The following is a 25202-nucleotide window of genomic DNA, read 5'->3' as shown; positions in this document are numbered from 1 at the left end:
GGGAGTTCCCGTGGGGCACCGTACTTTTCGCGACTTGCCGGGCCTGGGCCGGCCGGCCGGATCAGGCCTTGCTTGCCCGCGTGGTCTTCTTCGCGGGGGTCGCCTTCTTCGTGGCCGTCGTCTTCGTGGCCGCCTTCGTCGTGGCGGTGTTGTTCACGGCCTTCGTGGTCGTCTTCCTCGTCGTCGACTTGGCCGCGACCGCCTTCTTGGCCGCCGTCTTGCGGGGAGCCGGTACGGAGGCGGCGTCGCTGATCCGGTCAGCGCCCAGGATCTCGCGCAGGAACTTGCCGGTGTGGCTGGCCGGAACCCCGGCGACCTGCTCGGGCGTGCCCTCGGCGACGACGAGACCTCCGCCGTTGCCTCCCTCGGGGCCCATGTCGACCACCCAGTCGGCGGTCTTGACGACGTCGAGGTTGTGCTCGATGACGATGACCGTGTTGCCCTTGTCGACCAGGCCGGAGAGCACCGTGATCAGCTTGCTGATGTCCTCGAAGTGCAGACCGGTGGTCGGCTCGTCCAGCACGTACACCGTGCGGCCCGTGGAGCGCTTCTGCAGCTCGCTGGCGAGCTTGACGCGCTGGGCCTCGCCGCCGGACAGCGTCGGCGCGGACTGGCCGAGCCGGACGTAGCCGAGACCGACGTCGTTGAGCGTGCGCAGGTGACGGGCGATCGCGGGGACGGCCTCGAAGAAGCCGAGGGCCTCCTCGATCGGCATGTCGAGGACCTCGGAGATGGACTTGCCCTTGTAGTGGACCTCCAGGGTCTCCCGGTTGTAGCGCGCCCCGTGGCAGACCTCGCAGGGGACGTACACGTCCGGCAGGAAGTTCATCTCGATCTTGATGGTGCCGTCGCCCGAGCAGTTCTCGCAGCGGCCGCCCTTGACGTTGAAGGAGAAGCGGCCGGGCAGGTAGCCCCGCACCTTCGCCTCGGTGGTCTCGGCGAACAGCTTGCGGACGTGGTCGAAGACTCCGGTGTACGTCGCCGGGTTCGACCGCGGGGTGCGGCCGATGGGCGACTGGTCGACATGTACGACCTTGTCGACGAGGTCGTCGCCGTCCACGCGCGTGTGCCGCCCGGGAACGTTTCGGGCGCCGTTGAGCTCGCGCGCCAGGTGCGTGTACAGGATGTCGTTGACCAGCGTCGACTTGCCGGAGCCCGAGACACCCGTGACCGCCGTGAGCACGCCCAGCGGGAAGGACACGTCGATGTCCTGGAGGTTGTTCTCACGGGCGCCGTGCACGGTGAGCCTGCGGCTCGGGTCGGCGGGGCGGCGGATGTCCGGGAGCGGGATCTCCCTCTTGCCCGACAGGTACTGGCCGGTCATCGACTCGGCGTTGGCGAGCAGCTCCTTCAAGGGGCCGCTGTGCACGACCTTGCCGCCGTGCTCGCCCGCGCCGGGGCCGATGTCGACGACCCAGTCGGCGACCTTGATGGTGTCCTCGTCGTGCTCCACGACGATGAGCGTGTTGCCCATGTCGCGCAGCCGGACGAGGGTCTCGATCAGCCGGTGGTTGTCGCGCTGGTGCAGGCCGATGGACGGCTCGTCGAGGACGTACAGGACGCCGACGAGTCCGGAGCCGATCTGGGTGGCCAGGCGGATGCGCTGGGCCTCGCCGCCGGAGAGCGTGCCGGCCGCGCGATTGAGCGACAGGTAGTCGAGGCCGACGTCGACCAGGAAGCGCAGCCGTTCGTTGACCTCCTTCAGGACGCGCTCGGCGATCTTCTTGTCCCGCGCGTCGAGCCTCAGCTCGCCCAGGAAGTCCGCGCAGTCGCTGATCGACATCGCGGAGACCTCCGCGATCGACTTCTCCATCACGGTGACGGCGAGGATGAGCGGCTTGAGGCGGGTGCCCTCACAGGTGGGGCAGGGCACCTCGCGCATATAGCCCTCGAAGCGCTCGCGGCTGGCGTCGCTCTCGGACTCGCTGTGCCGCCGCTTGATGAAGGGGACGGCCCCTTCGAAGGGGGTGGTGTAGACACGCTCGCGCCCGTACCGGTTGCGGTAGCGCACCTCGATCTGTGTCTTGTGGCCGTAGAGCAGGGCCTTCTTGGCGCGCTGCGGGAGACCGGCGAAGGGGATGTCGGTCCGGAATCCCAAGGCGTCGGCAAGGGCTCCGACGAGGCGGCCGAAGTAGTCCTTGGTGTGCCCGTGCGACCAGGGGTGGATGGCGCCCTCGTCGAGTGACTTGTCCTCGTCCGGGACGATCAGCTCGGGGTCGACCTCCATGCGCGTACCGATACCGGTGCACTCGGGACAGGCGCCGAAGGGCGAGTTGAAGGAGAAGGAGCGGGGCTCCAGCTCCTCGAAGGAGAGGTCGTCGTACGGGCAGTACAGGTGCTCCGAGTACATGCGCTCGCGCTCGGGGTCGTCCTCGGGGAGGTCGACGAAGTCGAGGACGACCATGCCGCCGGAGAGCCCGAGCGCGGTCTCCACGGAGTCGGTGAGACGGCGCTTGGCGGAGTCCTTCACCGTGAGGCGGTCGACGACCACCTCGATGGTGTGCTTCTCCTGCTTCTTCAGGGTGGGCGGCTCGGTGAGCTGGATCGTCTGACCGTCGACCCGGGCCCGGCTGTACCCCTTGGTCTGGAGATCGGCGAAGAGGTCGACGAACTCGCCCTTGCGCTCGCGCACCAGCGGGGACAGCACCTGGAAGCGGCTGCCCTCCGGCAGCTCCAGAACCCTGTCGACAATGGCCTGCGGCGACTGGCGCGTGATGGGGCGGTGGCACTCGGGACAGTGCGGCTTGCCGATGCGCGCGAAGAGCAGACGCAGGTAGTCGTAGACCTCGGTGATGGTGCCGACCGTCGAGCGCGGGTTGCGCGAGGTCGACTTCTGGTCGATGGAGACCGCCGGGGAGAGGCCTTCGATGAAGTCGACGTCCGGCTTGTCCATCTGGCCGAGGAACTGCCGGGCGTACGAGGAAAGTGACTCCACATAACGCCGCTGTCCCTCGGCGAAGATCGTGTCGAAGGCCAGCGAGGACTTGCCCGACCCCGACAGGCCCGTGAAGACGATGAGCGAGTCGCGCGGGAGGTCGAGCGAGACATTCTTCAGATTGTGCTCGCGCGCTCCACGGACGATGAGACGGTCGGCCACGCCGGTCCGCACCTTTCTTGAGAGAAGTGACAGGGGCCGAGGCCCCCGTCTTTCTCAGACTAGGGGGAGCCACTGACAGCGCCGGTTGCTTTCCCTGGTTCACAACAATCCCGGGCCATCCAGCATGCCCGACGCCATACTCGAGGGTATAGCACGTGCATTCGATTTGCGGGCGTGCCCGACCACCTTCACCCGAACGTGTGCCGGGGCTAGGGTCGGCCGCATGATGGATCATGTGCGCGACCTGGCGTCTGTACGCGACGCGACCGAACGACTGCTCAACGCAGCCGCCGAACTGGACAACGCTTCCGTGGCCGAGCCGTCACGGCTGCCCGGCTGGAGCCGCGGCCATGTCCTCGCCCACCTCGCCCGTAACGCGGACGCGCTCGTGAACGTCCTCGACGGACGCCCCATGTACGTCTCCGGGGATGCCCGGGACGCCGACATCGAGCGGGACGCGCCGCGCCCCCTGGACGTACAGCTGGCGGACCTGCGGGAGAGCACCGCCCGGTTCCAGAAGGCGGGGGAGGCGCCCGCGGACTGGTCGCGCACGGTGGAGCTGCGCAACGGGGTCACGGACTCCGCGGCCCGGGTGCCCTTCCGGCGCTGGGCCGAGGTCGAGCTGCATCACGTGGACCTCGGGGTCGGGTACGAGCTCGAAGATCTTCCGGAGGAGTTCGTGGAACGGGAGATCGAGTTCCTCGCCGATCGCTTCACGGGGCACCCCGAGGTGCCGTCCACACGGATCACCGACGCCGCGCGCGCGTGGAGCACGGGACGCGACACCGAGGGCCGCCCCGAGGTCACCGTGACCGGTCCCGCACCGGCGCTGCTCGGCTGGCTCTGCGGCCGACGCGACGGCTCGGGACTGAGCACCGATGGCGGGCCACTCCCCGCGCTCCCCCCGCTATAGGCTGCCGTCATGACGTACAGCGGAGCGGTGAAGGTCGGCGGACCCGCCGATGTGCACGAGCTGCAGAACCTGATGATCTCCAAGGTCGCGGTCGGCCCGATGGACAACAACGCCTATCTGCTGCGGTGCCGGGCCACCGATGAGCAGTTGCTGATCGACGCGGCCAACGACGCCGGCACGCTGCTCACGCTGATCGGTGACGACGGCATCGCGTCCGTCGTCACCACGCATCAGCACGGCGACCACTGGCAGGCGCTCGCGGAGGTCGTGGCCGCCACGGGCGCCCGCACCTACGCGGGCCGGGACGACGCCGACGGCATCCCCGTGCCGACCGACGTCCTCGTGGGCGACGGAGACACGATTCGGGTGGGACACGTGGAACTCACCGCGCGCCATCTCGTGGGGCACACGCCGGGCTCGATCGCCCTCGTCTACGACGACCCGCACGGGCACCCGCACGTGTTCACCGGGGACTGTCTCTTCCCCGGCGGTGTGGGCAACACCCGTAAGGACCCGAAGGCGTTCGCCAGCCTCATCCACGACGTCAAGACGAAGATCTTCGACGTACTGTCGGACGAGACCTGGGTCTACCCGGGGCACGGCAACGACACGACGCTGGGCGCCGAGCGGCCGCACCTTCCGGAGTGGCACGCGCGCGGCTGGTGACGCGGGGGCGCATGACGAACCCCGACCGGTCCGGGTCGCACGACGAACCCCGACCGGTCCGGGCCATGTGATGCCCCCGGCCGGGGGCGTGAACTCCGCGAACACGCGCCCCGTGTGAATGAAGCGCACGCGCCGGTGCCCCGCGCGCACTCCCGGCGCGCGCGGTGGCGCAGTCCACTGGAGGCAGCCCCGCTCAGGTTGACGGCTCCTGACGCGGAACGGGCCGCCGGCCTGTCGATCCCGCCCTCGGCCGGCGGCCCCGGCGAAATCCCCGGTGGGGGGATCGGCCGACTCCTCGGTACGACCGTCACGAGAGCCTTCGGTAAGACAATCGTCCAGGCTTCTCATCGAGCGTTCACGGGATCGCAACACACGTTCCCACTATGCGGATATTCGCCGCTGTGACCTCGACAAACGGCATGCCGCACTGCCACTCTCCCGCCATGCATCTCGCCCAACGCACCCTGCGCCGCGCCGCGTCCGCCGCCACTGTCGCCCTGCTCGCCGCCGCCGTGGGCTGTGCCCCGCAGCCGGAGGACAAAGCCTCCGCGAAGGGCTCCGGGACAACCGGGGAAGCCTGCGCGAAGGGCGCGTTGGGCACCCGGACGTCCGGCAAGCTGACCATCGCGACCGACGAGCCCGCTTACGAGCCGTGGTTCAAGGACGACAAGCCCGCGAACGGCAAGGGCTTCGAGTCCGCGGTCGCGTACGCCGTGGCCAAGCGGCTCGGCTACGACAAGAGCGACGTCGTCTGGCAGACCGTCCCCTTCAACAAGGCCTTCGCGCCCGGCGCGAAGACCTTCGACTTCGACATCAACCAGGTGTCGATCAGCGCCGAGCGCAAGAAAGCGGTCGACTTCTCGTCCGGCTACTACGACGTCCGCCAGGCCGTCATCGCGCTCGAGGGCTCCAAGGCCGCGAAGGCGAAGAGCATCGCGGACCTCAAGGGCGTCAAGCTGGGCGCCCAGGTCGGGACCACCAGCCTGAACTACATCGACGACGTGGTGAAGCCGACCCAGCAGCCGGCCGCGTACGCGAAGAACGACCAGGCCAAGTCCGCGCTGAAGAACGGCCAGATCGACGCCATCGTGGTCGACCTGCCGACCGCGTTCTACATCACGGCGGCCGAGGTGACCGACGCCAGGATCGTCGGACAGTTCGAGAACACCGGCGGCACGCCCGAACAGTTCGGACTCGTCCTCGACAAGGGCAGCGCCCTGACCCCGTGCGTGACGAAGGCCGTGGACGCCCTGCGCCAGGACGGCACGCTCGCCTCGATCGAGAAGCAGTGGCTGTCCGAGGCCGTCGACGCTCCGGTGCTCAAGTGACCGTCACCAAGGCGGAGTCGGAAGAGGAGCCGGGAGAGGAGCCGGGAAAGGGCTCCGGCGAGGGCGACATGCCCGAGACGTACGTCCCGTCGCGGCGCCGGATCGAACGGGAGCGCCACAAGCGCGCCCGCGCCCGCCGCGCGACGGCGATCGCCGCGCTGTCCACCCTGGTCACCGGCGTCGTACTGTACCTCGTCGTCGTCAACGCGCCCGGCTGGTCGCGCACCAAGGAGACGTTCTTCAACGGGCAGTACGCGCGCGAGGGGTTCCCCAAGGTCCTCGAAGGACTGTGGCTGAACGTACGGCTGCTCCTGATATGCGGCGTCGCGGTCCTCGTCCTGGGCATGCTGATCGCCATCGCCCGCACCCTGCGCGGCCCGGTGTTCTTCCCCGTGCGGGCGCTGGCCGCCGCGTACACGGACTTCTTCCGCGGCCTCCCCCTCATCATCAACCTGATGATCGTGGTCCTGGGCGTCCCCGCGCTGCGGCTGCAGGGCGTCACCGTGGACCCGGTCCTGTTGGGCGGTACGGCGCTGACACTGACGTACTCGGCCTACGTCGCCGAGGTGTTCCGCGCCGGCATCGAGTCCATCCACCCCTCGCAGCGCGCCGCGGCCCGCTCGCTCGGGCTCACCAACCAGCAGGCCCTGCGCTACGTCGTTCTCCCCCAGGCGGTACGCCGTCAGGTGCCGCCGCTCCTCAACGACCTGGTGTCCCTCCAGAAGGACACCGGGCTCGTGTCGATCGGCGGCGCGGTCGACGCGGTGCGGGCCGCCGACATCATCGTGGGCCGCAGCCTCAACTACACGCCGTACATCGTCGCGGGACTGGTGTTCGTCGCGCTGACCATCCCGATGACCCGGTTCACGGACTGGATCACGGCCCGGATGGACCGTCAGCGGGCTCAGGGAGGGACCATATGACCGGCACACCGGTGCTGCGGATGGAGTCCGTCCGCAAGACCTTCGGCGACTCGGTCGTGTTGCGGGACGTCGACCTGGAGGTCGCCCCGCACACGGTGACCGCCCTGATCGGCGCCTCCGGCTCCGGCAAGTCGACCCTGCTGCGCTGCGCGAACCTGCTCGAGGAGATCGACGACGGCGCGATCTGGCTGGACGACGAGGAGATCACCGACCCACGGGCCGACCAGGATGCCGTACGCCGTCGGATCGGCGTGGTCTTCCAGGCGTACAACCTCTTCCCGCACATGACCGTGCTGGAGAACATCACACTGGCCCCGCGCCGCGTGCACGGTGTGGGCCGCGCGGAGGCCGAGGCACACGCGCGTGAACTGCTCGACCGGCTCGGCCTCGGCGCCAAGGCGGGCGAGTACCCCGACCGGCTGAGCGGCGGCCAGCAGCAACGGGCCGCGATCGTCCGCGCCTTGGCCGTACGCCCCCGGCTGCTGCTCCTCGACGAGATCACCGCCGCCCTCGACCCGGAGCTCGTGGGTGAGGTCCTGTCCGTCGTCCGGGACCTGAAGGACGAGGGCATGACCATGGTGCTGGCCACGCACGAGATGGGCTTCGCCCGCGAGGTCGCCGACCAGGTGTGCTTCCTGGACGGCGGTGTGGTCCTCGAACGCGGCACGGCCCAGGAGCTCTTCGGGAGCCCGCGACAGGAGCGCACGCAGCGGTTCCTGCGCCGGATCGTGGAGGCGGGGCGGCTCTGAGTCAGGCTTCCGCCTGCCCCGTCCCCGCCAACGCGGCGACCCGCTCCACCGCGAACGCGTACCCCTGCACCCCGCACCCCGCGATGACCCCGTCGGCCCGCCGCGAGACGTACGAATGGTGCCGGAACTCCTCGCGCTGGTGGATGTTGGAGATGTGGACCTCCACCACCGGAAGGCCGTCGCAGGCGTTGAGCGCGTCCAGGATCGCGACGGAGGTGTGCGAGTACGCGGCCGGGTTGATCACGATCCCGGCGTGGTTCAGGCGTGCCTCGTGGATCCAGTCCACCAGCTCGCCCTCGTGGTTGGACTGGCGGAAGTCCACCGTGCCGCCGTGTGCGGCGGCCGCCTTGGCACACAGGGCCGCCACGTCCGCGAGCGTGTCCGAGCCGTAGATCTCCGGCTGACGCTGCCCGAGAAGGTTCAGATTGGGCCCGTTGAGGATCATGATCGGGGCGTTGGCGAGGGTGCGGGGCACGGTTCCTCCGGTCCTTCCAGATCTGCCGGCCCGTCGAGGACCGCTGCTGCGACCCGGTCTATCACGGCCCGGCGCGGCGGTGACGGCCCGTCCATTCCGTGATGCGGCCCCCTCCGGGCCGTACGAGGCCGCGGGCTGCCCCGGCGCATCACGAACGACCTCCGACGCGCACCCTGCTCCCGCGCGCCCCCGTAACCGTCGGTCACCGTGGGTAGTTGACGCGGCATGCACGACGTACGCACCGTAAGGACGCCCTCCATGCTCCGCCTCGCCGCCGCCTCGCTCGCCGGGACAGCCATCGAGTTCTACGACTTCTTCGTCTACGGGACCGCGGCCGCCCTGGTCCTGGGACCGTTGTTCTTCCCGACCTTCTCACCGCTCGCGGGGACCCTGGCGGCCTTCGCGACGTTCGGCGTCGGGTTCGTCGCCCGCCCGCTCGGCTCGGTGCTGTTCGGGCACATCGGGGACCGGCGCGGACGACGGCCGGTGCTCGTCGCCTCGCTGTTGCTGACCGGCGCCGCGACCGTCGCGGTCGGATGCGTGCCGACGTACGACTCGATCGGTATCGCCGCTCCCCTGCTCCTGCTTGTGCTGCGTTTCCTGCAGGGGCTCGGGCTCGGCGGGGAGTGGGGCGGGGCGGTGCTGCTGACCGCGGAGCACGCGCCCGCCGAGCGGCGCGCCCTGTGGTCGAGCTTCCCGCAGATCGGCCCCTCCGTGGGGTTCGTGCTGGCCAACGGCGTGATGCTGATGCTGTCGGCGACGCTGTCCGACGCGCAGTTCGCGGCATGGGGATGGCGGGTGCCGTTCTGGGCGGCGGGCGTACTCGCGGCGGCGGGACTGTGGCTGCGCAGCTCGCTCGCGGAGAGCCCCAGCTTCCTGGAAATGGAGGACCACGCGCGCGTGCCGCTCGCCGAGGTGGTGCGCGACCACTGGCGGCTCGTCCTGCTGACGGCCGGCGGACTCGCGGTCGGCTACGCCGTGTTCTACGCGGTGACGACCTGGGCGCTCGCCTACGGCGTCGAGCGGCTCGGGGTGAGCCGTACCGTCATGCTGTCCTGCATCATGGCGGCCGTGGTGGTGAAGGGCTCCCTGACGCCCTTGGTGGCCCTCCTGGGCGACCGCTATGGACGGCGGCCGCTGTGCCTGGCGGGGTGTACGGCCATCGCCCTGTGGATGTTCCCGATGATCGCGCTGCTGTCGACCGGCGAACCCCTGTTGATGTTCCTGGGCTTCCTGGTGGCGCTGCTCGCGTTCATCATGATGTTCGCCGTGATCGCCGCGTACCTCCCCGAGTTGTACGAGCCTCGGGTGCGCTGCACGGGGGCGGCGGTGGGCTACAACCTGGGCGGGGTCCTGGGCGGCGCGCTCACCCCCATCGTGGCGACGGCGGTGGCCGAGGGAGAGCGGGTGCCCTGGGGTGTGGCGGCGTATCTGACGGGGATCGCGCTGTTCAGCCTCGGGTGCTTCGTGCTGCTGCCGGAGACGCGTCCGGTGCCCAGGGTGGCCGTCGCGCCCGCCACCGAGTGACTGGCGCCCGGGGAGAGAGTGAGCCCCTTTCCCCGGTCGGCGTCGGCCAGGAGGTTGGCCAGGGGTCGGCCAGAGGTCGGCCAGGGGTCGGCTAGGGGTTGACCGCCAGCTCCAGGTACGCCGCGAACACCACCAGATGCACGCCTCCCTGAAGGGGCGTCGCGCGTCCGGGGACGACCGTCAGGGAGCTCACGACCACCGTGAGCGCGAGCAGCACCATATGGGTGGAGCCCAGGCCGAGTACGAGCGGTCCGGAGAGCCAGACGGACGCCAGGGCGACCGCGGGAATCGTCAGGCCGATGCTGGCCATCGCGGAGCCGAGGGCGAGGTTCAGGCTGGTCTGCACCCGGTCGCGGCGGGCCGACCGGACCGCCGCGATGGTCTCCGGCAGCAGCACGAGCAGCGCGATGATCACACCGACCACCGACTGCGGCATACCGGCCGCCTCCACGCCCGACTCGATGGTGGGCGACACGCCCTTGGCGAGGCCGACCACTCCGACGAGGGCCAGGGCGAGCAGCCCCAGGCTGATCCCGGTGGCACGGGTGGACGGGGTGCCCGCGTGCTCGTCCACGTCGATCACCTCGCCCAGACGGGTGATCGGGAGGAAGTAGTCGCGGTGCCGCACGGTCTGGGTCGTCACGAACAGGCCGTACAGGACGAGTGAGGCGAGCGCGGCAAAGGTGAGCTGGGCCGTGGAGAACTCCGGGCCCGGCTTGCTGGTGGTGAAGGTCGGGAAGACCAGGCTGAGCGTGGCCAGTGTCGCGACGGTCGCCAGGGCGGCGCCGGTGCCCTCCGCGTTGAAGACGGCGAGCCCGTGGCGCAGGGAGGCGACGAGCAGGCACAGTCCGACGATGCCGTTGCATGTGATCATCACGGCCGCGAACACCGTGTCCCGGGCGAGTGTGGCGCTCTTGGCACCGCCGTCCGCCATCAGGGTGACGATGAGGGCCACTTCGATGATCGTGACGGCGACGGCCAGGACGAGGGACCCGAAGGGTTCGCCGACCCGGTGGGCGATCACCTCGGCGTGGTGGACCGCGGCCAGCACCGCCCCGGCCAGGACCAGGGTCACCAGTGCGACGATCGCGCCGGGCAGGTCGCGTCCCCAGGTGAAGGCCAGCAGGACCACCGCGATCACGGGCACGACGGCCGTCCACTGTGCCAGGAGCGACCGGAGCCGAACGATCATGCAGTGATCGTCGCAGGCGCGGACCGGCCCCGCATTCCGATGGTCGCCCGAGCGGATACGGGGCGGGGCGCGCGTCCTTGCGTCGCGCACCCCGCCCCGGGGCGGTTGTTGCCGCCTCCGACGTGATCAGACGTCGATGCTGCTCGTCGGAGACTTCGGGGTCTCCGACGCTCCTTCGGACGCTTCCAGCGCCGCCTGCTTCTTGGAGGCGATCAGACTGGTGATCGTCGTGACGACCAGGACCGCGCAGATCACTCCGAGCGAGACCGGGATGGAGATCTCGGGAACGTGGACGCCGGACTCGTGCAGCGCGTGCAGCACCAGCTTGACGCCGATGAAGCCGAGGATGACGGACAGGCCGTAGCTGAGGTGGACCAGCTTCCTGAGCAGGCCGCCGATGAGGAAGTACAGCTGGCGCAGACCCATCAGCGCGAACGCGTTGGCCGTGAAGACGATGTACGGGTCCTGGGTCAGGCCGAAGATCGCGGGGATGGAGTCGAGCGCGAAGAGCACGTCGGTGGTACCGATCGCGAGCATCACGACCAGCATCGGCGTCATGACGCGCTTGCCGTTCTGCTCGATCCACAGCTTGGTGCCGTGATAGCGGTCGGCCACGCCGAAGCGCCTCTCGGCGGCCTTGAGCAGCTTGTTCTCCTCGAACTCCTCCTCCGGCTCGTCGGCCCGCGCCTCCTGGATCAGCTTCCAGGCCGTGTAGATGAGGAACGCGCCGAATATGTAGAAGACCCAGGCGAAGTTGGAGATGATCGCGGCGCCCGCGGCGATGAAGATCGTGCGCAGGACGAGCGCTATGAGGACGCCGACGAGAAGTACCCGCTGCTGGTACTGCGTCGGCACGGCGAACTTCGCCATGATCAGGACGAAGACGAAGAGGTTGTCGACGCTCAGCGACTTCTCGGTGATGTAGCCGGCGAAGAACTCTCCGGCGGGCTGGCCGCCGGAGAAGACGAGCAGTCCCAGGCCGAACAGTCCGGCCAGGGCGATCCAGACGATCGTCCAGATTCCGGCTTCCTTGATCGATACGTCGTGCGGCTTGCGGCCGATGAAGAAGTCGACCGCGATGAGGGCGGCGAGGCCCACGATCGTGAGGACCCAAAGGGTCACGGAAACATCCACTGCGCCTCCGGCAGTCGTAACGGCAAATACCAGCGTCATCGCTGCTGGAGGTCTCTTCCACCCGTGACCGGTGCGACGCGTGATGCGTCCGCGGTCCGCGGGCCGACGCCCCGGGATCTGGTCGGATCCGTATTGACGGGTACGTCGCTATAGGTAGGGAGTACTCCCCTCCGTGCGGAAAACAGTACCCGAAACACCAAGGGAAGGTAAAGCGATTAGTAAAAGAAAGGCCAAACTCCCTGGTCAAATGGCTTTACCGATGCTTGGCAAAGCGCTCCGCGGGTCAGCGGTTCCACGAGCGGCGGGCCGCCGCCACCTGGGAGAGCACCTGCTGGAGCACCTGACTGCCCGGCGGGACGAGCGCGGGCTCGTACGTCCAGGCATGCCCCACCCACGGGTCGGCGAGATGGTCGTCGGGCACCGGGGTGATTCGCAACAGCGAACGCCAGAGAGGATCGAGCAGTGGCCCGTAGGCGGCGGCGTCCTCCCGGTCCGCGACCATCATCAGATGGACGCCGACGGCCGGTCCCTCGTCCGCGAGATAGCGCAACCCCGTCACGGCGCGGTCGTCGAAACCGTGCGGGAAGTCGTTGACGATCAGCAGCTGTTCGGCGGTGTCGAGGTCCGGCGGCAGCGAGTCGGCCACTCCGCCGCGCACCGCCATCTGGACCAGATCGACCCGCTGGGTGAGCCGGGCCAGCACCTCGCCCACCCCCGCGGCGCCGGCGGCGGGCGGACCGTCGAGGACTCCGGAACGCACCAGCGGCGCGAGGGACGAGGCTCCCGAACCGGCAGGGTCGATCACATGCACCGAGAACTCGCCCGCGGGGTGGACGGCGAGCAGCCGGGCGGCATGCGCCACCGCCGTGTCCATGGCAAGGCGGCGCAGTTCGTCGGAGTCGGCGAGCGGGTCGTCGAGGCCGGCCCGTCCGCTGTCGATCCACAGGCCGCGTTCGAGCGGGAGCCGGACCAGCATCGGGATGCTCAGGCCCTCGCTCTCGGGCAGCCGGAGATCGCCGAGACGCAGGCCCATGGGGATCTCCATGGGCACCCGGTAGCCGTGCCAGACCGGGTTGTCCCAGGCCGCGTACGCCGCGGGCAGCGCGGGCTCGACCACCTCGGCCTCGGCGGCGAGCTGGGCGAGGTCCCGGTCGAGCGCGGCGCGGGCCTGCTCCACCAGGCCCGCGCGCTTGGCCTGGGCCGCCTCACGCGCGGCATCGCCCTGCCCGCCGATCCTGCTGCGCGGATCGGACAGGACCTTGTCGAGCTCCTGCTCCATGCGCGAGTCGGCGAAGTCGACGGCGCTGCGATACGCGGCCGTGGTGCGCGCCAGGTCCTCGAACATGCCCCACACCTGGTTGTAGAGCCGCTCCTCCATGGACCAGCCGGTCGCGTCACCGGCGACGGGTCGCGCGGGCTGCCCAGGCGCGGTCGGAGGTGCGGTCGGCGGGGGCGGGGGCGGCGCGGCGGTCTGCCGGCCGGGGTGGCTGTAGTCGACCGGGCCGCCCGTGGGGGCGGACGGCTGGGTGACGGCGGAGGGGTCGGGCTGCGCGGGGCCCGCCGGGTAGCCCGTCTGCGGGACCGTCGCTCCTTGCGGACCCGGCGCGTCGTACGGGGACTGCGGCGGTACGCGCCCGGAGGCGCCCGGCGCTCCGGCGTACGGCTGGTCCGGTCCCGAGGCCGAGGCGGCCGCCTGTCGTGAGCGGTCCGTGTCCGCCGTCCGCGGCGGGGGTGCCGACACCGAGCGGGCCAGCCCTTGGGCCACCGCTTCGTTGATGCCGCCCGCGAGCTGCTGGGCCTCGGGCAGGCCCTGGTCGGTGAGGAGTTCGGCGAGGCCGCCCGCGTACCCCTGGCCGACCGCGCGTACCTTCCAGGCGCCCTGTCTGCGGTAGAGCTCCAGCGCGACGACGGCCGACTCCGTGTCCAGGCCGGTGATGGTGTAGCTGGCGACCTCAGAGCCGTCGAGGCCGGTGACGGCGACGAAGGGTGCGGCGACGGCCCCGAACCGGACAGGGCCGCCGACACCGGTCGGCAGTGCGAGCAGCACGCTGACGCGGTGCACGGTCCCCGGCAGGGCGTCCAGGTCGAACGCGAGACGGTGGTCGGCCGCCGCCTGCTTGGAGACCTCGAGTCCTGGCAGGGTCGGTGCGCCGGGGTGAGCCACCCATTCGACGCCCCGCACCCTGCCCTGCTCGTCGCTGAGCGTGGCCCCGGCCACGACCGGCCGACCGGCCGATACGCGGACCTCAAGACGGGCCTGGGAGAGCGGGTGGTTCTGCCCCCGGACCAGCTCGGCCGTCATCGCCTTGTCCCCCCGTGTCGCTTCGTGTGCCGGGCGCCGCGCTGCCTACAGGTGCGGCAGGATCGCGGGCATCAGGTCCTGGAAGGTGCGGCCGTTGGCCGGTGTGCCCAGCGCCGTCATCTGCCAGCCGGGGCCCGCGCGGTGCACCTTCGCCATGATCTGCGCCGTGTACTGGCCGCCGCCCGCGAGCGTGTAACGGGCGAGCTCCTGGCCGTTGGTCTCGTCGACCAGACGGCAGAACGCGTTCTGTACTTCCTGGAACGTCTGGCCGGTGAAGGAGTTCACGGTGAAGATGATCTGGTCGATGTGGACCGGGACGCGCTGCAGGTCGACGAGGATCGCCTCGTCGTCGCCGCCCTGGCCCACGCCACCGACCAGGTTGTCACCGGTGTGCCGTACGGAGCCGTCGTCGCTGACGAGGTGACGGAAGAACACCACGTCGACGGGCTGCTTGTCCGCGAACAGCACGGCGGACGCGTCGAGGTCGATCTCCCGGGTGCGCGAGCCGAACAGCCCGCGCCGGGGAGCCGCCTGCCAGCCGAGCCCCATGCGCACCGCGGTCAGGGTGCCCCCGTCCTTCTTCTGCAGACTGATGGCCTGACCCTTGGTCATGTTGACCGTCACGCGCTGTTCCCCTCTCGAGCTGTCCCCTGTTGCCGCGGAATCCGCGGATGTCCAGAACCCTACGCAGCGCCGCCGACCGTGCCGAACCCTAGGGCGCGCTTTGTGTCGGTGTTGCAACACAGTGCGTATCCGCCGAGGTCCGGCATGGTCCATGGGGGCCTCAGGCCAGGCCCGCCTCCTTCATCTGGCGCAGCTCCTTCTTCATCTCCGAGACCTCGTCACGCAGCCGCGCCGCGATCTCGAACTGGAGGTCGGCCGCGGCCGCCCGCATCCGCTCCGTCATCTCCTCGATCTGCTCGGTGAGTTCGGCCGCGGGGCGGTCGGTCGGCACCGTCTCCTTGGCCTTGCCCTTGGCGGACCTGGCCGCCTTGCCGCCGAGCGAGGGCACGGGGGCCTTGGCTCCCTTGCCGTCCTTGCCCTTGCGGTATCCGGAGCCGAGCAGCTGCTCCGTGTCGACGTCCTCGCGGGCGATCTGCGCCACGATGTCGTTGATCTTCTTGCGGAGGGGCTGCGGGTCGATGCCCCTCTCCTCGTTGTACGCGACCTGCTTCTCCCGGCGGCGGTTGGTCTCCTCGATGGCCTTCTCCATCGCCGGGGTAATTCGGTCGGCGTACATGTGGACCTGGCCGGAGACATTGCGCGCCGCGCGGCCGATGGTCTGGATCAGCGAGGTGCCCGAGCGCAGGAAGCCCTCCTTGTCGGCGTCGAGGATCGACACCAGGGAGACCTCCGGCAGGTCGAGGCCCTCACGCAGCAGGTTGATGCCGACCAGGACGTCGAACTCGCCGGCGCGCAGCTCGCGCAGCAGCTCGACGCGGCGCAGGGTGTCGACGTCGCTGTGCAGATAGCGCACCTGGATGCCGAGTTCCAGGAAGTAGTCGGTGAGGTCCTCGGCCATCTTCTTGGTGAGCGTGGTGACCAGGACGCGCTCGTCCTTCTCGGTGCGCTTGCGGATCTCGTGCACCAGGTCGTCGATCTGGCCCTCGGTGGGCTTGACGACGACCTCGGGGTCGATCAGGCCGGTGGGGCGGATGATCTGCTCGACGAAGCCGTCCCCACGGGAGAGCTCGTACTTGCCCGGAGTCGCCGACAGATAGACGGTCTGGCCGATGCGCTCCTGGAACTCCTCCCACTTCAGGGGGCGGTTGTCCAGGGCGGAGGGCAGTCGGAATCCGTGGTCGACGAGGGTGCGCTTGCGGGAGGCGTCGCCCTCGTACATGGCACCGATCTGCGGGACCGTGACGTGCGACTCGTCGATGACGAGCAGGAAGTCGTCCGGGAAGTAGTCGATCAGCGTGTTCGGCGGGGAGCCGGGTTCGCGGCCGTCGAAGTGCATCGAGTAGTTCTCGACGCCGGAGCAGGAGCCGATCTGGCGGAGCATCTCGAGGTCGTAGGTGGTGCGCATGCGCAGGCGCTGGGCCTCCAGGAGCTTGCTCTGCTTCTCCAGTTCGGCGAGGCGCTCCCCCAGCTCCTTCTCGATGTCGTTGGCGGCGCGCTCCAGGCGCTCGGGACCCGCGATGTAGTGGGACGCCGGGAAGACGTAGACCTGGTTGTCGTCGCTGATGACCTCGCCGGTGAGCGGGTGCAGCGTGGACAGTGCCTCGATCTCGTCGCCGAACATCTCGATGCGGACGGCGAGCTCCTCGTAGACCGGGAAGATCTCGATGGTGTCGCCGCGGACGCGGAAGGTGCCGCGGGCGAACGCCACGTCGTTGCGCGTGTACTGGATGTCGACGAAGCGGCGCAGCAGGTCGTCGCGGTCGATCTCGTCGCCGACCTTGAGGCTGACCATCCGGTCGACGTACTCCTGCGGCGTGCCGAGGCCGTAGATGCAGGAGACCGAGGCGACCACCACGACGTCGCGGCGGGTGAGCAGCGAGTTGGTCGCGGAGTGGCGCAGGCGCTCGACCTCCTCGTTGATCGAGGAGTCCTTCTCGATGTAGGTGTCCGACTGCGGGACGTAGGCCTCGGGCTGGTAGTAGTCGTAGTACGAGACGAAGTACTCGACCGCGTTGTTCGGCAGCAGCTCGCGGAACTCGTTGGCCAGCTGGGCGGCCAGTGTCTTGTTCGGTGCCATCACGAGCGTGGGGCGCTGGAGCTTCTCGATCATCCACGCGGTGGTGGCGGACTTGCCGGTGCCGGTCGCGCCCAGCAGGACGACGTCCTTCTCACCCGCGCGGATGCGCTTTTCCAGGTCGGCGATGGCCGCCGGCTGGTCACCGCTCGGCTGGTAGGGGCTGACGACCTCGAAGGGCGCCACCGAACGTTCGATCTTTGATACGGGCCGCATGGGTTCCACCGTACGACCCCGCACTGACAACCGACCCTGATCACCAGTTCTGGGGGGTGCGGGAGCTGCGGTGGCCGCGGTCCCGGCCGGTGCGCGGCAGGGGGCGGCGGCCGCCGTACGGGGCCGTGGAGTGGGCCGGGACGCCGGGCCGCTGCTGCGTGGGCGTCCAGTCGGGTTTGCCCATGACCATCAGCGGGTCGAACATCACGACGACCCCCGCCAGGCAGAGGAAGGCCAGCGGGCCGATCATCATGGGCGCGAGCAGCGTGGCGGCCGAGTCGCCGCCGGGGCTGCTGGACGCGCCGTGGAGATGGACGCTGAGGGCCGCCATGCCCGTGTAGTGCATACCGGTGACGGCGAGCCCCATGACGAGACTGGCGCCCACGCTCCAGAGGAATCCCCGGACCTGCCCCGCCGCCCACAGAGCGGTGGTGGCGGCGACGACGGCTATGACCACCGAGGCGGACACGGTGAGGGTGTTGTACTCGAGGTTCCCGTTCAGGCGCATGCCGGCCATACCGAGATAGTGCATCGAGGCGATTCCCAGACCGGTGATGGTGCCCCCGGTGAACAGCGCCGTTCCGGTGGCGCCCCGGTAACCCACGATGAAGATCCCGATGCCGACCATCACGACGGCCACGCCGAGGCTCGCGAACGTCGTCGGCTTGTCGTAGTGGACCGGGGTCTCGCTCACCGAGAACCCCATCATGGCGATGAAATGCATGGTCCATATGCCCGAGGCGATCGCCACCGAGCCGAGCGCCAGCCAGCCCGCCCGCCAGGAGTGGGCGACGAGCATCGATCTGGTGGTGCAGCGCAGGCCGAGCGCTCCGCCCAGGCAGGCCATGAAGTACGCCACCAGCGGTGTGACGAGTCCGTAACTGAAGCCGTCGACCGTGCCCTGCATGCGCGGCTGTCCTTCCCGCCCTTTTACACGCGAAATTCCCGGAAATGCCCCCACCCTTGATGCCGCGACAACGGCCAGGGTCGAGGCAGAGAGTATGACCCTCACCTGAATGGTCGAACGATTTTCCGGCAAAGAATCACGACCTCGCCGCACCTGTGTGATGTCAGTGAGCGGACTTGGTCAGCCCCATTCGATCCGCGTCCATCCGCACCCCTCCGTCGTTGACTCTCTGCTGTCACTCTTGAGCTGTCTGTGATCGCTCGACCTGAGGAGTACGTATGCACGCGCGCGTTGCCGCCGCCACGACCGCCGCGTTTCTCGGGGGAACCGTCCTGATACTGCCCACCTCCCACGCACAGGCCGGCTCCCTGCGCAGGACTCCGGTGGTCGTCTCGCACCGCGGTGCGTCCGCCTACGCGCCCGAGAACACCCTCGCCTCCATCGACAAGGCCGCCGCGATGGGATTCAGCTGGGTCGAGAACGACGTCCAGCGCACCAAGGACGGCGAGCTCGTCGTGCTCCACGACGCGAGCCTGGCGCGTACGACCGACGTCGAGAGGGTCTACCCCCACCGCGCGCCATGGAAGGTCAAGGACTTCACCGCCGCGGAGATCGCGCGCCTGGACGCGGGGAGCTGGTTCGGTCCCCGGTACGCGGGCACACGTGTGCCGACGCTGAAGCAGTACATGAACCGCGTCTCGCACAATCACCAGAAGCTCGTGCTGGAGATCAAGAACCCCGAGCTCTATCCGGGTATCGAGCGGCAGACCCTCAAGGTCCTGAGCAACGAAGGCTGGCTCGATCCGGACCATCTCAGGCACCGGCTGGTCGTCCAGAGCTTCAGCGAGCGGAGCGTGCGGACGGTCCACGAGCTGCGTCCCGGAATCACCACGGCCTTCCTGGGCAAGCCCTCGGTCGCGCGCCTGCACGAGTACGCGCGGTTCGCCGACCTGATCAACCCGGACCACACCTCCCTGTCGTCCGGCTACGTCTCCGCGGTCCACACGTTCGTGGGACCGCACCGCAGGCCGATGGAGGTCTTCGCCTGGACCATCGACGACGCCGACACCGCACGGCGCCTGGCGGGCTACGGCGTGGACGGCGTGATCACGAACAAGCCCGATGTGATGCGGATCGCTCTGCAACAGAGCTGAACGGGCCTTGGCGGGCCTCGCGCCCGTGGTGCGGACGCCGGGCGGCGCCCGTGCCGCGGGCGTTGTCAGTGGCGGATCGTACGGTGGGTCGCATGAACAGCGATGGGCAGGACGAGCGGCGGGTCGTGTGGGCCGTCGTCGGCACGGACATCGGTCCGCTGCTGCTGGCGGCGACACCGGACGGCCTGGTGAACGTGGTCTTCCACGCCACGGAGGCGGTGCGTGACAAGGCACTCGAGCGGCTCGCCGCGCGGCTGGGCACCGAGCCGGTCGAGGCGCCCGACTCCCCGCTCCTGGCCGAGTCGATGCGTCAGGTCGCGGCGTACTTCGCGGGCGAGCGGCGGGACTTCGAGCTGCCGCTGGACTGGTCGCTGATCTCCGGGTTCAACCGTCAGGTGCTGCGCGAGCTGGCCGCGGGAGTTCCGTACGGGGCGGTCGCGGGCTACGGCGACCTGGCCCGGCGGGTCGGCCAGCCGGGAGCGGCGCAGGCCGTGGGCGTGGCCATGGGCTCGAACCCGCTGCCGGTCGTCGTGCCGTGCCACCGGGTGGTGGAGAGCGACGGCGGCATCGGGGGGTTCGGGGGCGGCCTGGAGACCAAGCGGAAGCTGCTGGCGTTGGAAGGGGTGCTCCCGGAGCCGTTGTTCTGACGGGCGGGGGCGATCGAGGGTCCCTGATCCCTTGTCCAGGTGGGGGCGCGGGCTGGAAACTGCGCCGGTGACCCGAGCCGATTCCAGCGCGTACGAGTGTTCGCCGTGACCTCCGTCGAGCGGCGGCTCGCCGTGCCCGTGGACGCCGAGCAGATACCGGCGCTGCGGCGCCGTATCACCGCCGTGCTCATCGCCGGTCAGATCCTCGGCGGGCTCGGTGTCGCCACCGGCATCGCGCTCGCCACAGTGCTGGCCAAGCAGGTCAGCGGCACCGAGTCGCTCTCCGGGCTCGCACCCACCGCCACGGTCAGCGGAACGGCGGTGCTCTCCGTGCCGCTGGCCGCGCTGATGACCGCGCGAGGACGCCGACCGGGCCTGGTGCTGGCGTACCTCATCGGCGCGTCGGGAGCGGGCGTCGTCGTGGTCGCCGCGTGCGTGGGGAGCTTTCCGCTGTTGCTGCTGGGCATGGCGGGCTTCGGTGCGGCCTCGTCGGCGAACCTCCAGGCGCGGTTCGCGGCCGCCGATCTGGCCGAGCCGCAGCGGCGTGCCCGGGCCATCTCGAACGTGGTGTGGGCGACCACGATCGGAGCGGTGCTGGGACCCAACATCGCCGCGCCCGCCGGACGCAGCGTCTCCGGGCTCGGGATACCCGCGGCCGCGGGGCCGTTCCTGTGGGCGGCCGGGGTCTTTCTCCTGTCCGCGCTGCTGGTGGCCGTACTGCTGCGTCCTGATCCCCTGCTGACCGCCCGGGCACTGGCGCCCGTCGAGGAACAGTCGGCCCAGGCGCGTTCCATCCGGGCCGGTTTCGCCGCCGTCGCCGCCTCGCCGCGGGCCCGGCTGGCGCTCGTGACGGTGGCCGTCTCGCACACCGCGATGGTCTCGATCATGTCGATGACCCCCGTCGACCTCGGACACCACGGGGCGAGTATCGATCTGATCGGACTGGTGATCAGTGGCCACATCGCGGGCATGTACGCGTTCTCGCCCCTCATGGGGCGTCTCTCGGACCGGTTCGGGCGGCTCTCCGGGATCGCCCTCGCCGTGGGCCTGCTGGCCTGCGCGGCGCTCCTGGCGGGCACGGCGGGCGGCAGCCACGGGCAGATCGCGGCGGGGCTCTTCGTGCTGGGCCTCGGCTGGTCGTCCGGGCTCGTGTCCGGCTCGGCGCTTCTGACGGACTCGGTGCCCCAGGCCGCGCGGGCCGCCGCCCAGGGGGTGTCCGACCTGACCATGAACACGGCGGCCGGTGTCGGTGGGGCGAGCGCCGGTCTCGTCGTCGCGCAGGCGAGCTACGGATGGCTCAACCTGCTCGCCGCGTGCCTGCTGGTGCCGCTGGGCGGGCTCGCGCTGTTCACACGGAGCCGACGCCGCCGCTGAGAGCCGAGGGGCTTCAGAGGCTGATAGGGGCTTCAGAGACTGATGTGGTAGGCCTTGCGGAGCGTCTCGTGCACGGTCCACGTCGTACGGTCGCCCTCGCGCAGCACGGCCGCGTCGCCCGGGCCCACCTCGATCACGTCACCGCCCTCGACCTCGATCGTGGCGCGGCCACTGACGACGACGAAGAGTTCGTCGGCCTCGGTGTCCGTCACCACGCCGGGCGTGATCTGCCAGATGCCGCGCAGTTGCTTGCCGTCGGCCGACTCCCACAGCACCTTGCCGGTCACCACCGGGTCGCCGGAGACGATCTGGGCCGGGTCCAGGGGCTCGGGTTCCAGCTCGGCATCGGGGATGTGCACGGCGAAGGACGGGGTGGCCTGCGTGTTCGGGGTCATGAGCGGTCACCTTAAAGGCATTCGCGTTCGATTTCTCCCGCGCGCGGTCTACTCGTAGTGGCGTGCCTCGAAGACGTTTCCGTCCGGGTCCTGGAAGTAGAAGCTGCGCTTGGCCATGCCACGGGCGCCGAACGAGTCGTACGAGAAGCCCGAGAGGGGGACGGACCGTTCCTCCAGACGTGTGTGCAGCGCGTCGAAATCGGCTTCCTGGAGGGACAGGCACACGTGGTTGACCGGGTGCCCCGCGCTGTCCGCGGCTCCCGGGATCATGTTCATGTAAGCCGTCATGGGGAGGGCCATGAGATCGAAAATGGTCTCTTCATTGAGGCGCACGGAGGGGAACGGCGCTTTCCCCTGCGCGTATTCGCCGACCCTCACTGGTTCGAGACCGACCGTCTTCGCGTAGAAGTCGGCCGAGGCGACCGGATCGCGCACCCAGAGAACGACATGGTCAAGACGTGCCGAGTTGTCCGTCATGCCCCCAGGCTGGTGCCGTACGCCGCAGGTCGCAAGGGTTTGACCGGGCGCGCCGCCCGCCAGAGATGAGGAGAGGCGACAGACAGGAGGCAGGCGCGTGATCGTGGTGTCCGAAGAGGTGCGGGAGGCGCTCGGCGCGCGCCGGCCGGTGGTGGCCCTGGAGTCGACGATCATCGCGCACGGGCTGCCCCGCCCACGCAATCTGCAGGTCGCGCTGGAGCTGGAGGACGTCGTACGGCAGGAGGGTGCCGTACCGGCGACGATCGCCGTGCTGGACGGACGGCCGCATGTCGGGCTGGACAAGGAGCAGCTCGAGCGGGTCGCCAACGAGGACGGGATCCGCAAGCTGGGGCACCGCGATCTGCCGCTCGCGGTGGCGGCGGGCGCGAGCGGTGCGACGACCGTGTCCGCGACGGCGCTGCTGGCCGCCCTCGCGGGCGTCCGCGTGTTCGCGACGGGCGGCCTGGGCGGGGTGCACCGCGAGTGGACGGTGACGCAGGACGAGTCGGCGGACCTGGGCCTGCTGGCGCGCACCCGGATCACGGTGGTGTGTGCGGGCGTCAAGTCGATCCTGGACGTGCCGGCGACGTTGCAGCGCCTGGAGACGCTGGGCGTCGCGGTGGCCGGGTACGGCACCGGTCACTTTCCCGGCTTCTATCTGTCCGACTCGGGACATCCCGTGGACTGGACGCTGGACTCCCCCGGGCAGGTGGCGGACGTCATGCGCGCGCAGGACGCACTGGAGGGCCCGGAATCGGCGCTCATCGTGGCGAACCCGGTCCCCGAAGAGGAGCAGCTCGATCCCGCGCTCCACGCGCGCGTGCTCGCCGAGGCGTTGCGGGCGTGCGAGGCGGAGGGCGTGAGCGGGCAGGCCGTGACGCCGTTCCTGCTGGACTATCTGGTGCGGCACACCGACGGCGCGTCGCTGAGCGCCAATCTGGCGGCGGTACGCGGCAACGTTCGACTCGCGGGACGGATCGCGGCGGCCTGGGCCGGGGCGTGAACGGGACGGATCGCGAGGGTGGTCCGGGCCGGGGCCCGAGCCGGGCGGACCGCGACGATGGTCCGGACCGGGACGGCGCCGGGCGAGGCTCGGGCCCCGCGGCGGGAGCGCTGCTCGTCGTCGGTGACGTGGTCACGGACATCGTCGCCCGGCATCGCGGGCCGCTCGCGGCGGGCACCGACACGGCTGCCGCGATCCGGACCCTGCCGGGCGGGGCCGGCGCCAACGTCGCGTGCTGGGCCGCGCATTGGGGATGCGCGGAGGTGCGGCTGCTGGGCCGGGTGGGAGCGGACGACGTCGCTTGGCACGAGCGCGAGCTGGAGGCCTGCGGCGTACGCCCCCTCCTTGTCGTCGATCCGCAGGCGCCGACGGGGACGGTGATCTGTCTGGTGGACCAGGGCGCCTCGGCCGAGCGGACGTTCCTCACCGACAGCGGGGCCTCCCTGCGGCTCGGCCCCGACGACTGGTCGCCCGCGCTGCTCGACGGTGTCGCGCGGCTGCATCTGTCGGGCTATCTGTTCTTCTCCGATCCGAGCCGGGCGCTGGTGTCGGTGGCTCTGGAGTCGGCACGCGCGCGTGGGGTACCCGTCAGCCTGGACCCCGCGTCGGCGGGGTTCCTCACGGAACTCGGCGTGGACCGCTTCCTCGCGCTCGCCGAGGGCGTCGACCTGCTGCTGCCCAGTCGCGACGAGGCGGTCCTGCTGACGGGCCTGCCCGATCCGGCGGACGCGGCGGCCAAGTTGAGCCGCCACGTCCCCCTGGTCGTCGCGAAGCAGGGCCCCGACGGGGCCCTGGTGGCCCGCTCGGGCGCCGTACGGGCCCACGTCCCGGCGGTGCCCGCGAACCCCCGCGACACCACGGGCGCCGGTGACGCCTTCACCGGAGCGTTCCTCGCCGCTCTTCTCGCGGGCGCCGAGCCCGAGGCAGCGGCGGCGGAAGGGTGCCGGGCGGGGGCGAGGGCGGTGGAACGGGTCGGGGGCAGGCCCGCGGGGGCGAGGGCCCGGTAGCGGCGCTACTTGCGTCCCCAGGCCGAGATCATCGGCGCGGTCGCCAGATCCATCGAGCCGGAGGCCACGTTCACCAGATGGCGGTCGACGTCCTCGTTGGTGGCGAGTCCCGCGGTGACGAGCTGGTCGCGGATCTGACGGATCGTCGCCGCCTCGAGGTCGGCGCAGGCCGTCGAGGTGACGGGGAAGTACGCGTCGGCCTCAACCTCGCGCAGTCCCGCCTCCCGCAGCAGGCGCGGGAGTTTGCGGCCGTAGGAGAGGTCGGCGCCGCGCTCGGAGAGCAGCTTGCGGAAGCCGTGCCTGAGCCGGTTCGCGAGCTGTTGGTCGGGGCCGTGCTCGTCGGGGCAGAGCAGGGGCTGCAGCGCGGGGTCGGCGTCCTCGAGGAGCAGCCGCCCGCCGGGCCGCAGCGCCTTGATCATCGACCGCAACGCCCGCTCCCGGTCCGGCACATGGACCAGCACGAGCCGTGCGTGCACGAGGTCGAAGCCCTCCCCCGGCGGCTCCTCGGCGGCCACGTCGTGCACCTGGATCTCGACCGGTGGGCGGGCCGCCGAGGCCGCCCACGACGTGTCGATGTCGGTCGCCACGACCCGCCCGGTCGGGCCGACCTTCTTGGCGAGCCAGGACACCACGGATGTGCCGCCCGCCCCGACCTCCCAGCAGCGCCAGCCGGACCCGATGCCGAAGCGCTCGATGTGCCGGAAGGTCGTGGGGTCGAAGAGAGTGGCGAAGGCGTCGAAGCGCTTTCCCGCCTCGGTCTGCCGGTTGTCGAGGAGATAGCCGTCGGTTTGCGTCATACAGCGATCATCCCAGTTGACCCGCTTGTCCGGAATCGCCGACGCTCCCGTTCTCCCCACCCGTGCGTCACCGCGGGCGCCGCCCGCCTCTGACACTCGGACAGGAACCCTGCCCGATCCGGTCCGATGCCGCCCGGCACCCCTGAAACGAAGTGGAACGTTCCGTTCCCACAGGCTTTCCCGACGGCCGCGAAGGACTGGCAGACTTGCACGCCAGGGCG

The 25202-nt window shown here is 70.2% G+C and carries 22 protein-coding genes; 11 read left to right on the top strand and 11 right to left on the bottom strand.

The window, feature by feature from the left end; translation table 11 throughout:
• Window positions 1–61: 61 nt before the first annotated feature.
• Entirely contained in the window at window positions 62–3097 is a 3036-nt protein-coding gene (uvrA, locus tag OG568_RS36730; protein WP_329534657.1) for an excinuclease ABC subunit UvrA, read from the bottom strand.
• Window positions 3098–3320: 223 nt separating this feature from the next.
• On the opposite strand from uvrA, the gene OG568_RS36725 reads away from it, so the two are divergent.
• From OG568_RS36725 to OG568_RS36705, 5 genes are all read left to right on the top strand, one after another.
• On the top strand, window positions 3321–4010 hold the full coding sequence (locus OG568_RS36725) for a maleylpyruvate isomerase family mycothiol-dependent enzyme (protein ID WP_329534656.1): 690 nt from the start codon (window positions 3321–3323) through the stop codon (window positions 4008–4010).
• A gap of 9 nt (window positions 4011–4019) precedes the next feature.
• A complete protein-coding gene (locus OG568_RS36720) occupies window positions 4020–4676 on the top strand; it encodes an MBL fold metallo-hydrolase (RefSeq protein ID WP_329534655.1) in 657 nt (218 codons plus the stop codon).
• Between the two features lie 443 nt (window positions 4677–5119).
• Window positions 5120–6004: an ABC transporter substrate-binding protein gene (locus OG568_RS36715; protein ID WP_329534654.1), complete on the top strand. Its 885-nt coding sequence runs from the start codon at window positions 5120–5122 to the stop codon at window positions 6002–6004.
• A complete protein-coding gene (locus OG568_RS36710; RefSeq protein ID WP_329534653.1) occupies window positions 6001–6927 on the top strand; it encodes an amino acid ABC transporter permease in 927 nt (308 codons plus the stop codon). The genes OG568_RS36715 and OG568_RS36710 overlap by 4 nt, the downstream gene beginning before the upstream one ends.
• Window positions 6924–7676, top strand: coding sequence for an amino acid ABC transporter ATP-binding protein (locus tag OG568_RS36705; RefSeq protein WP_329534652.1), 753 nt, complete (start codon window positions 6924–6926; stop codon window positions 7674–7676). Before OG568_RS36710 ends, OG568_RS36705 begins: the two co-directional genes overlap by 4 nt.
• A 1-nt stretch (window position 7677) precedes the next feature.
• Here the strand turns inward: OG568_RS36705 and aroQ are convergent, their stop codons facing one another.
• Complete coding sequence (gene aroQ, locus OG568_RS36700; RefSeq protein WP_266415188.1) at window positions 7678–8151, bottom strand: type II 3-dehydroquinate dehydratase; 474 nt, start codon at window positions 8149–8151, stop codon at window positions 7678–7680.
• A 258-nt stretch (window positions 8152–8409) separates the two neighbouring features.
• Here aroQ and OG568_RS36695 point away from each other — a divergent pair, with 258 nt between their 5' ends.
• The gene (locus OG568_RS36695; RefSeq protein WP_329534651.1) at window positions 8410–9678 is read left to right on the top strand and encodes an MFS transporter; all 1269 of its coding nucleotides are present in this window, start codon (window positions 8410–8412) and stop codon (window positions 9676–9678) included.
• Between the two features lie 91 nt (window positions 9679–9769).
• Here OG568_RS36695 and OG568_RS36690 read toward each other — a convergent pair whose 3' ends face one another.
• The 6 genes from OG568_RS36690 to OG568_RS36665 form a co-directional block, all read right to left on the bottom strand.
• Complete coding sequence (locus OG568_RS36690) at window positions 9770–10870, bottom strand: calcium:proton antiporter (RefSeq protein WP_329534650.1); 1101 nt, start codon at window positions 10868–10870, stop codon at window positions 9770–9772.
• Window positions 10871–10996: 126 nt separating this feature from the next.
• Window positions 10997–12004, bottom strand: coding sequence for a TerC family protein (locus OG568_RS36685; protein WP_329534649.1), 1008 nt, complete (start codon window positions 12002–12004; stop codon window positions 10997–10999).
• A gap of 283 nt (window positions 12005–12287) precedes the next feature.
• The gene (locus OG568_RS36680) at window positions 12288–14306 is read right to left on the bottom strand and encodes a TerD family protein (protein WP_329534648.1); all 2019 of its coding nucleotides are present in this window, start codon (window positions 14304–14306) and stop codon (window positions 12288–12290) included.
• 45 nt (window positions 14307–14351) lie between these two features.
• Window positions 14352–14930, bottom strand: a complete 579-nt coding sequence (locus tag OG568_RS36675; protein ID WP_329534647.1) for a TerD family protein — start codon at window positions 14928–14930, stop codon at window positions 14352–14354.
• Window positions 14931–15090: 160 nt separating this feature from the next.
• Complete coding sequence (gene uvrB, locus OG568_RS36670) at window positions 15091–17220, bottom strand: excinuclease ABC subunit UvrB (RefSeq protein ID WP_329534646.1); 2130 nt, start codon at window positions 17218–17220, stop codon at window positions 15091–15093.
• Between the two features lie 40 nt (window positions 17221–17260).
• Entirely contained in the window at window positions 17261–18127 is an 867-nt protein-coding gene (locus OG568_RS36665) for an MHYT domain-containing protein (RefSeq protein ID WP_329534645.1), read from the bottom strand.
• Between the two features lie 278 nt (window positions 18128–18405).
• Here OG568_RS36665 and OG568_RS36660 point away from each other — a divergent pair, with 278 nt between their 5' ends.
• The 3 genes from OG568_RS36660 (at window position 18406) to OG568_RS36650 (ending at window position 21302) form a co-directional block, all read left to right on the top strand.
• Window positions 18406–19281, top strand: coding sequence for a glycerophosphodiester phosphodiesterase (locus tag OG568_RS36660; protein WP_266415170.1), 876 nt, complete (start codon window positions 18406–18408; stop codon window positions 19279–19281).
• Between the two features lie 92 nt (window positions 19282–19373).
• Entirely contained in the window at window positions 19374–19928 is a 555-nt protein-coding gene (locus tag OG568_RS36655) for a methylated-DNA--[protein]-cysteine S-methyltransferase (protein ID WP_329534644.1), read from the top strand.
• A gap of 105 nt (window positions 19929–20033) precedes the next feature.
• Window positions 20034–21302: an MFS transporter gene (locus OG568_RS36650; protein ID WP_329374019.1), complete on the top strand. Its 1269-nt coding sequence runs from the start codon at window positions 20034–20036 to the stop codon at window positions 21300–21302.
• Between the two features lie 32 nt (window positions 21303–21334).
• Here OG568_RS36650 and OG568_RS36645 read toward each other — a convergent pair whose 3' ends face one another.
• Window positions 21335–21697: a cupin domain-containing protein gene (locus OG568_RS36645; RefSeq protein WP_329369429.1), complete on the bottom strand. Its 363-nt coding sequence runs from the start codon at window positions 21695–21697 to the stop codon at window positions 21335–21337.
• A 48-nt stretch (window positions 21698–21745) separates the two neighbouring features.
• Window positions 21746–22174, bottom strand: a complete 429-nt coding sequence (locus tag OG568_RS36640) for a VOC family protein (RefSeq protein WP_329534643.1) — start codon at window positions 22172–22174, stop codon at window positions 21746–21748.
• 97 nt (window positions 22175–22271) lie between these two features.
• On the opposite strand from OG568_RS36640, the gene OG568_RS36635 reads away from it, so the two are divergent.
• Together OG568_RS36635 and OG568_RS36630 are read left to right on the top strand one after the other, a co-directional pair.
• Window positions 22272–23177, top strand: coding sequence for a pseudouridine-5'-phosphate glycosidase (locus tag OG568_RS36635; protein ID WP_266581830.1), 906 nt, complete (start codon window positions 22272–22274; stop codon window positions 23175–23177).
• A gap of 110 nt (window positions 23178–23287) precedes the next feature.
• Window positions 23288–24184 carry a carbohydrate kinase family protein gene (locus OG568_RS36630; RefSeq protein ID WP_329536558.1) on the top strand — a complete coding sequence of 299 codons (897 nt, stop codon included), beginning with the start codon at window positions 23288–23290 and terminating at the stop codon, window positions 24182–24184.
• Window positions 24185–24189: 5 nt separating this feature from the next.
• Here OG568_RS36630 and OG568_RS36625 read toward each other — a convergent pair whose 3' ends face one another.
• Entirely contained in the window at window positions 24190–24981 is a 792-nt protein-coding gene (locus OG568_RS36625) for a methyltransferase domain-containing protein (RefSeq protein WP_329534642.1), read from the bottom strand.
• Window positions 24982–25202 lie beyond the last annotated feature (221 nt).

This window comes from Streptomyces sp. NBC_01450, from assembly GCF_036227505.1.
GTDB lineage: Bacteria > Actinomycetota > Actinomycetes > Streptomycetales > Streptomycetaceae > Streptomyces.
Note: the sequence above shows the minus strand (reverse complement) of the source record. Positions and strands in the feature narration are given on the sequence as shown.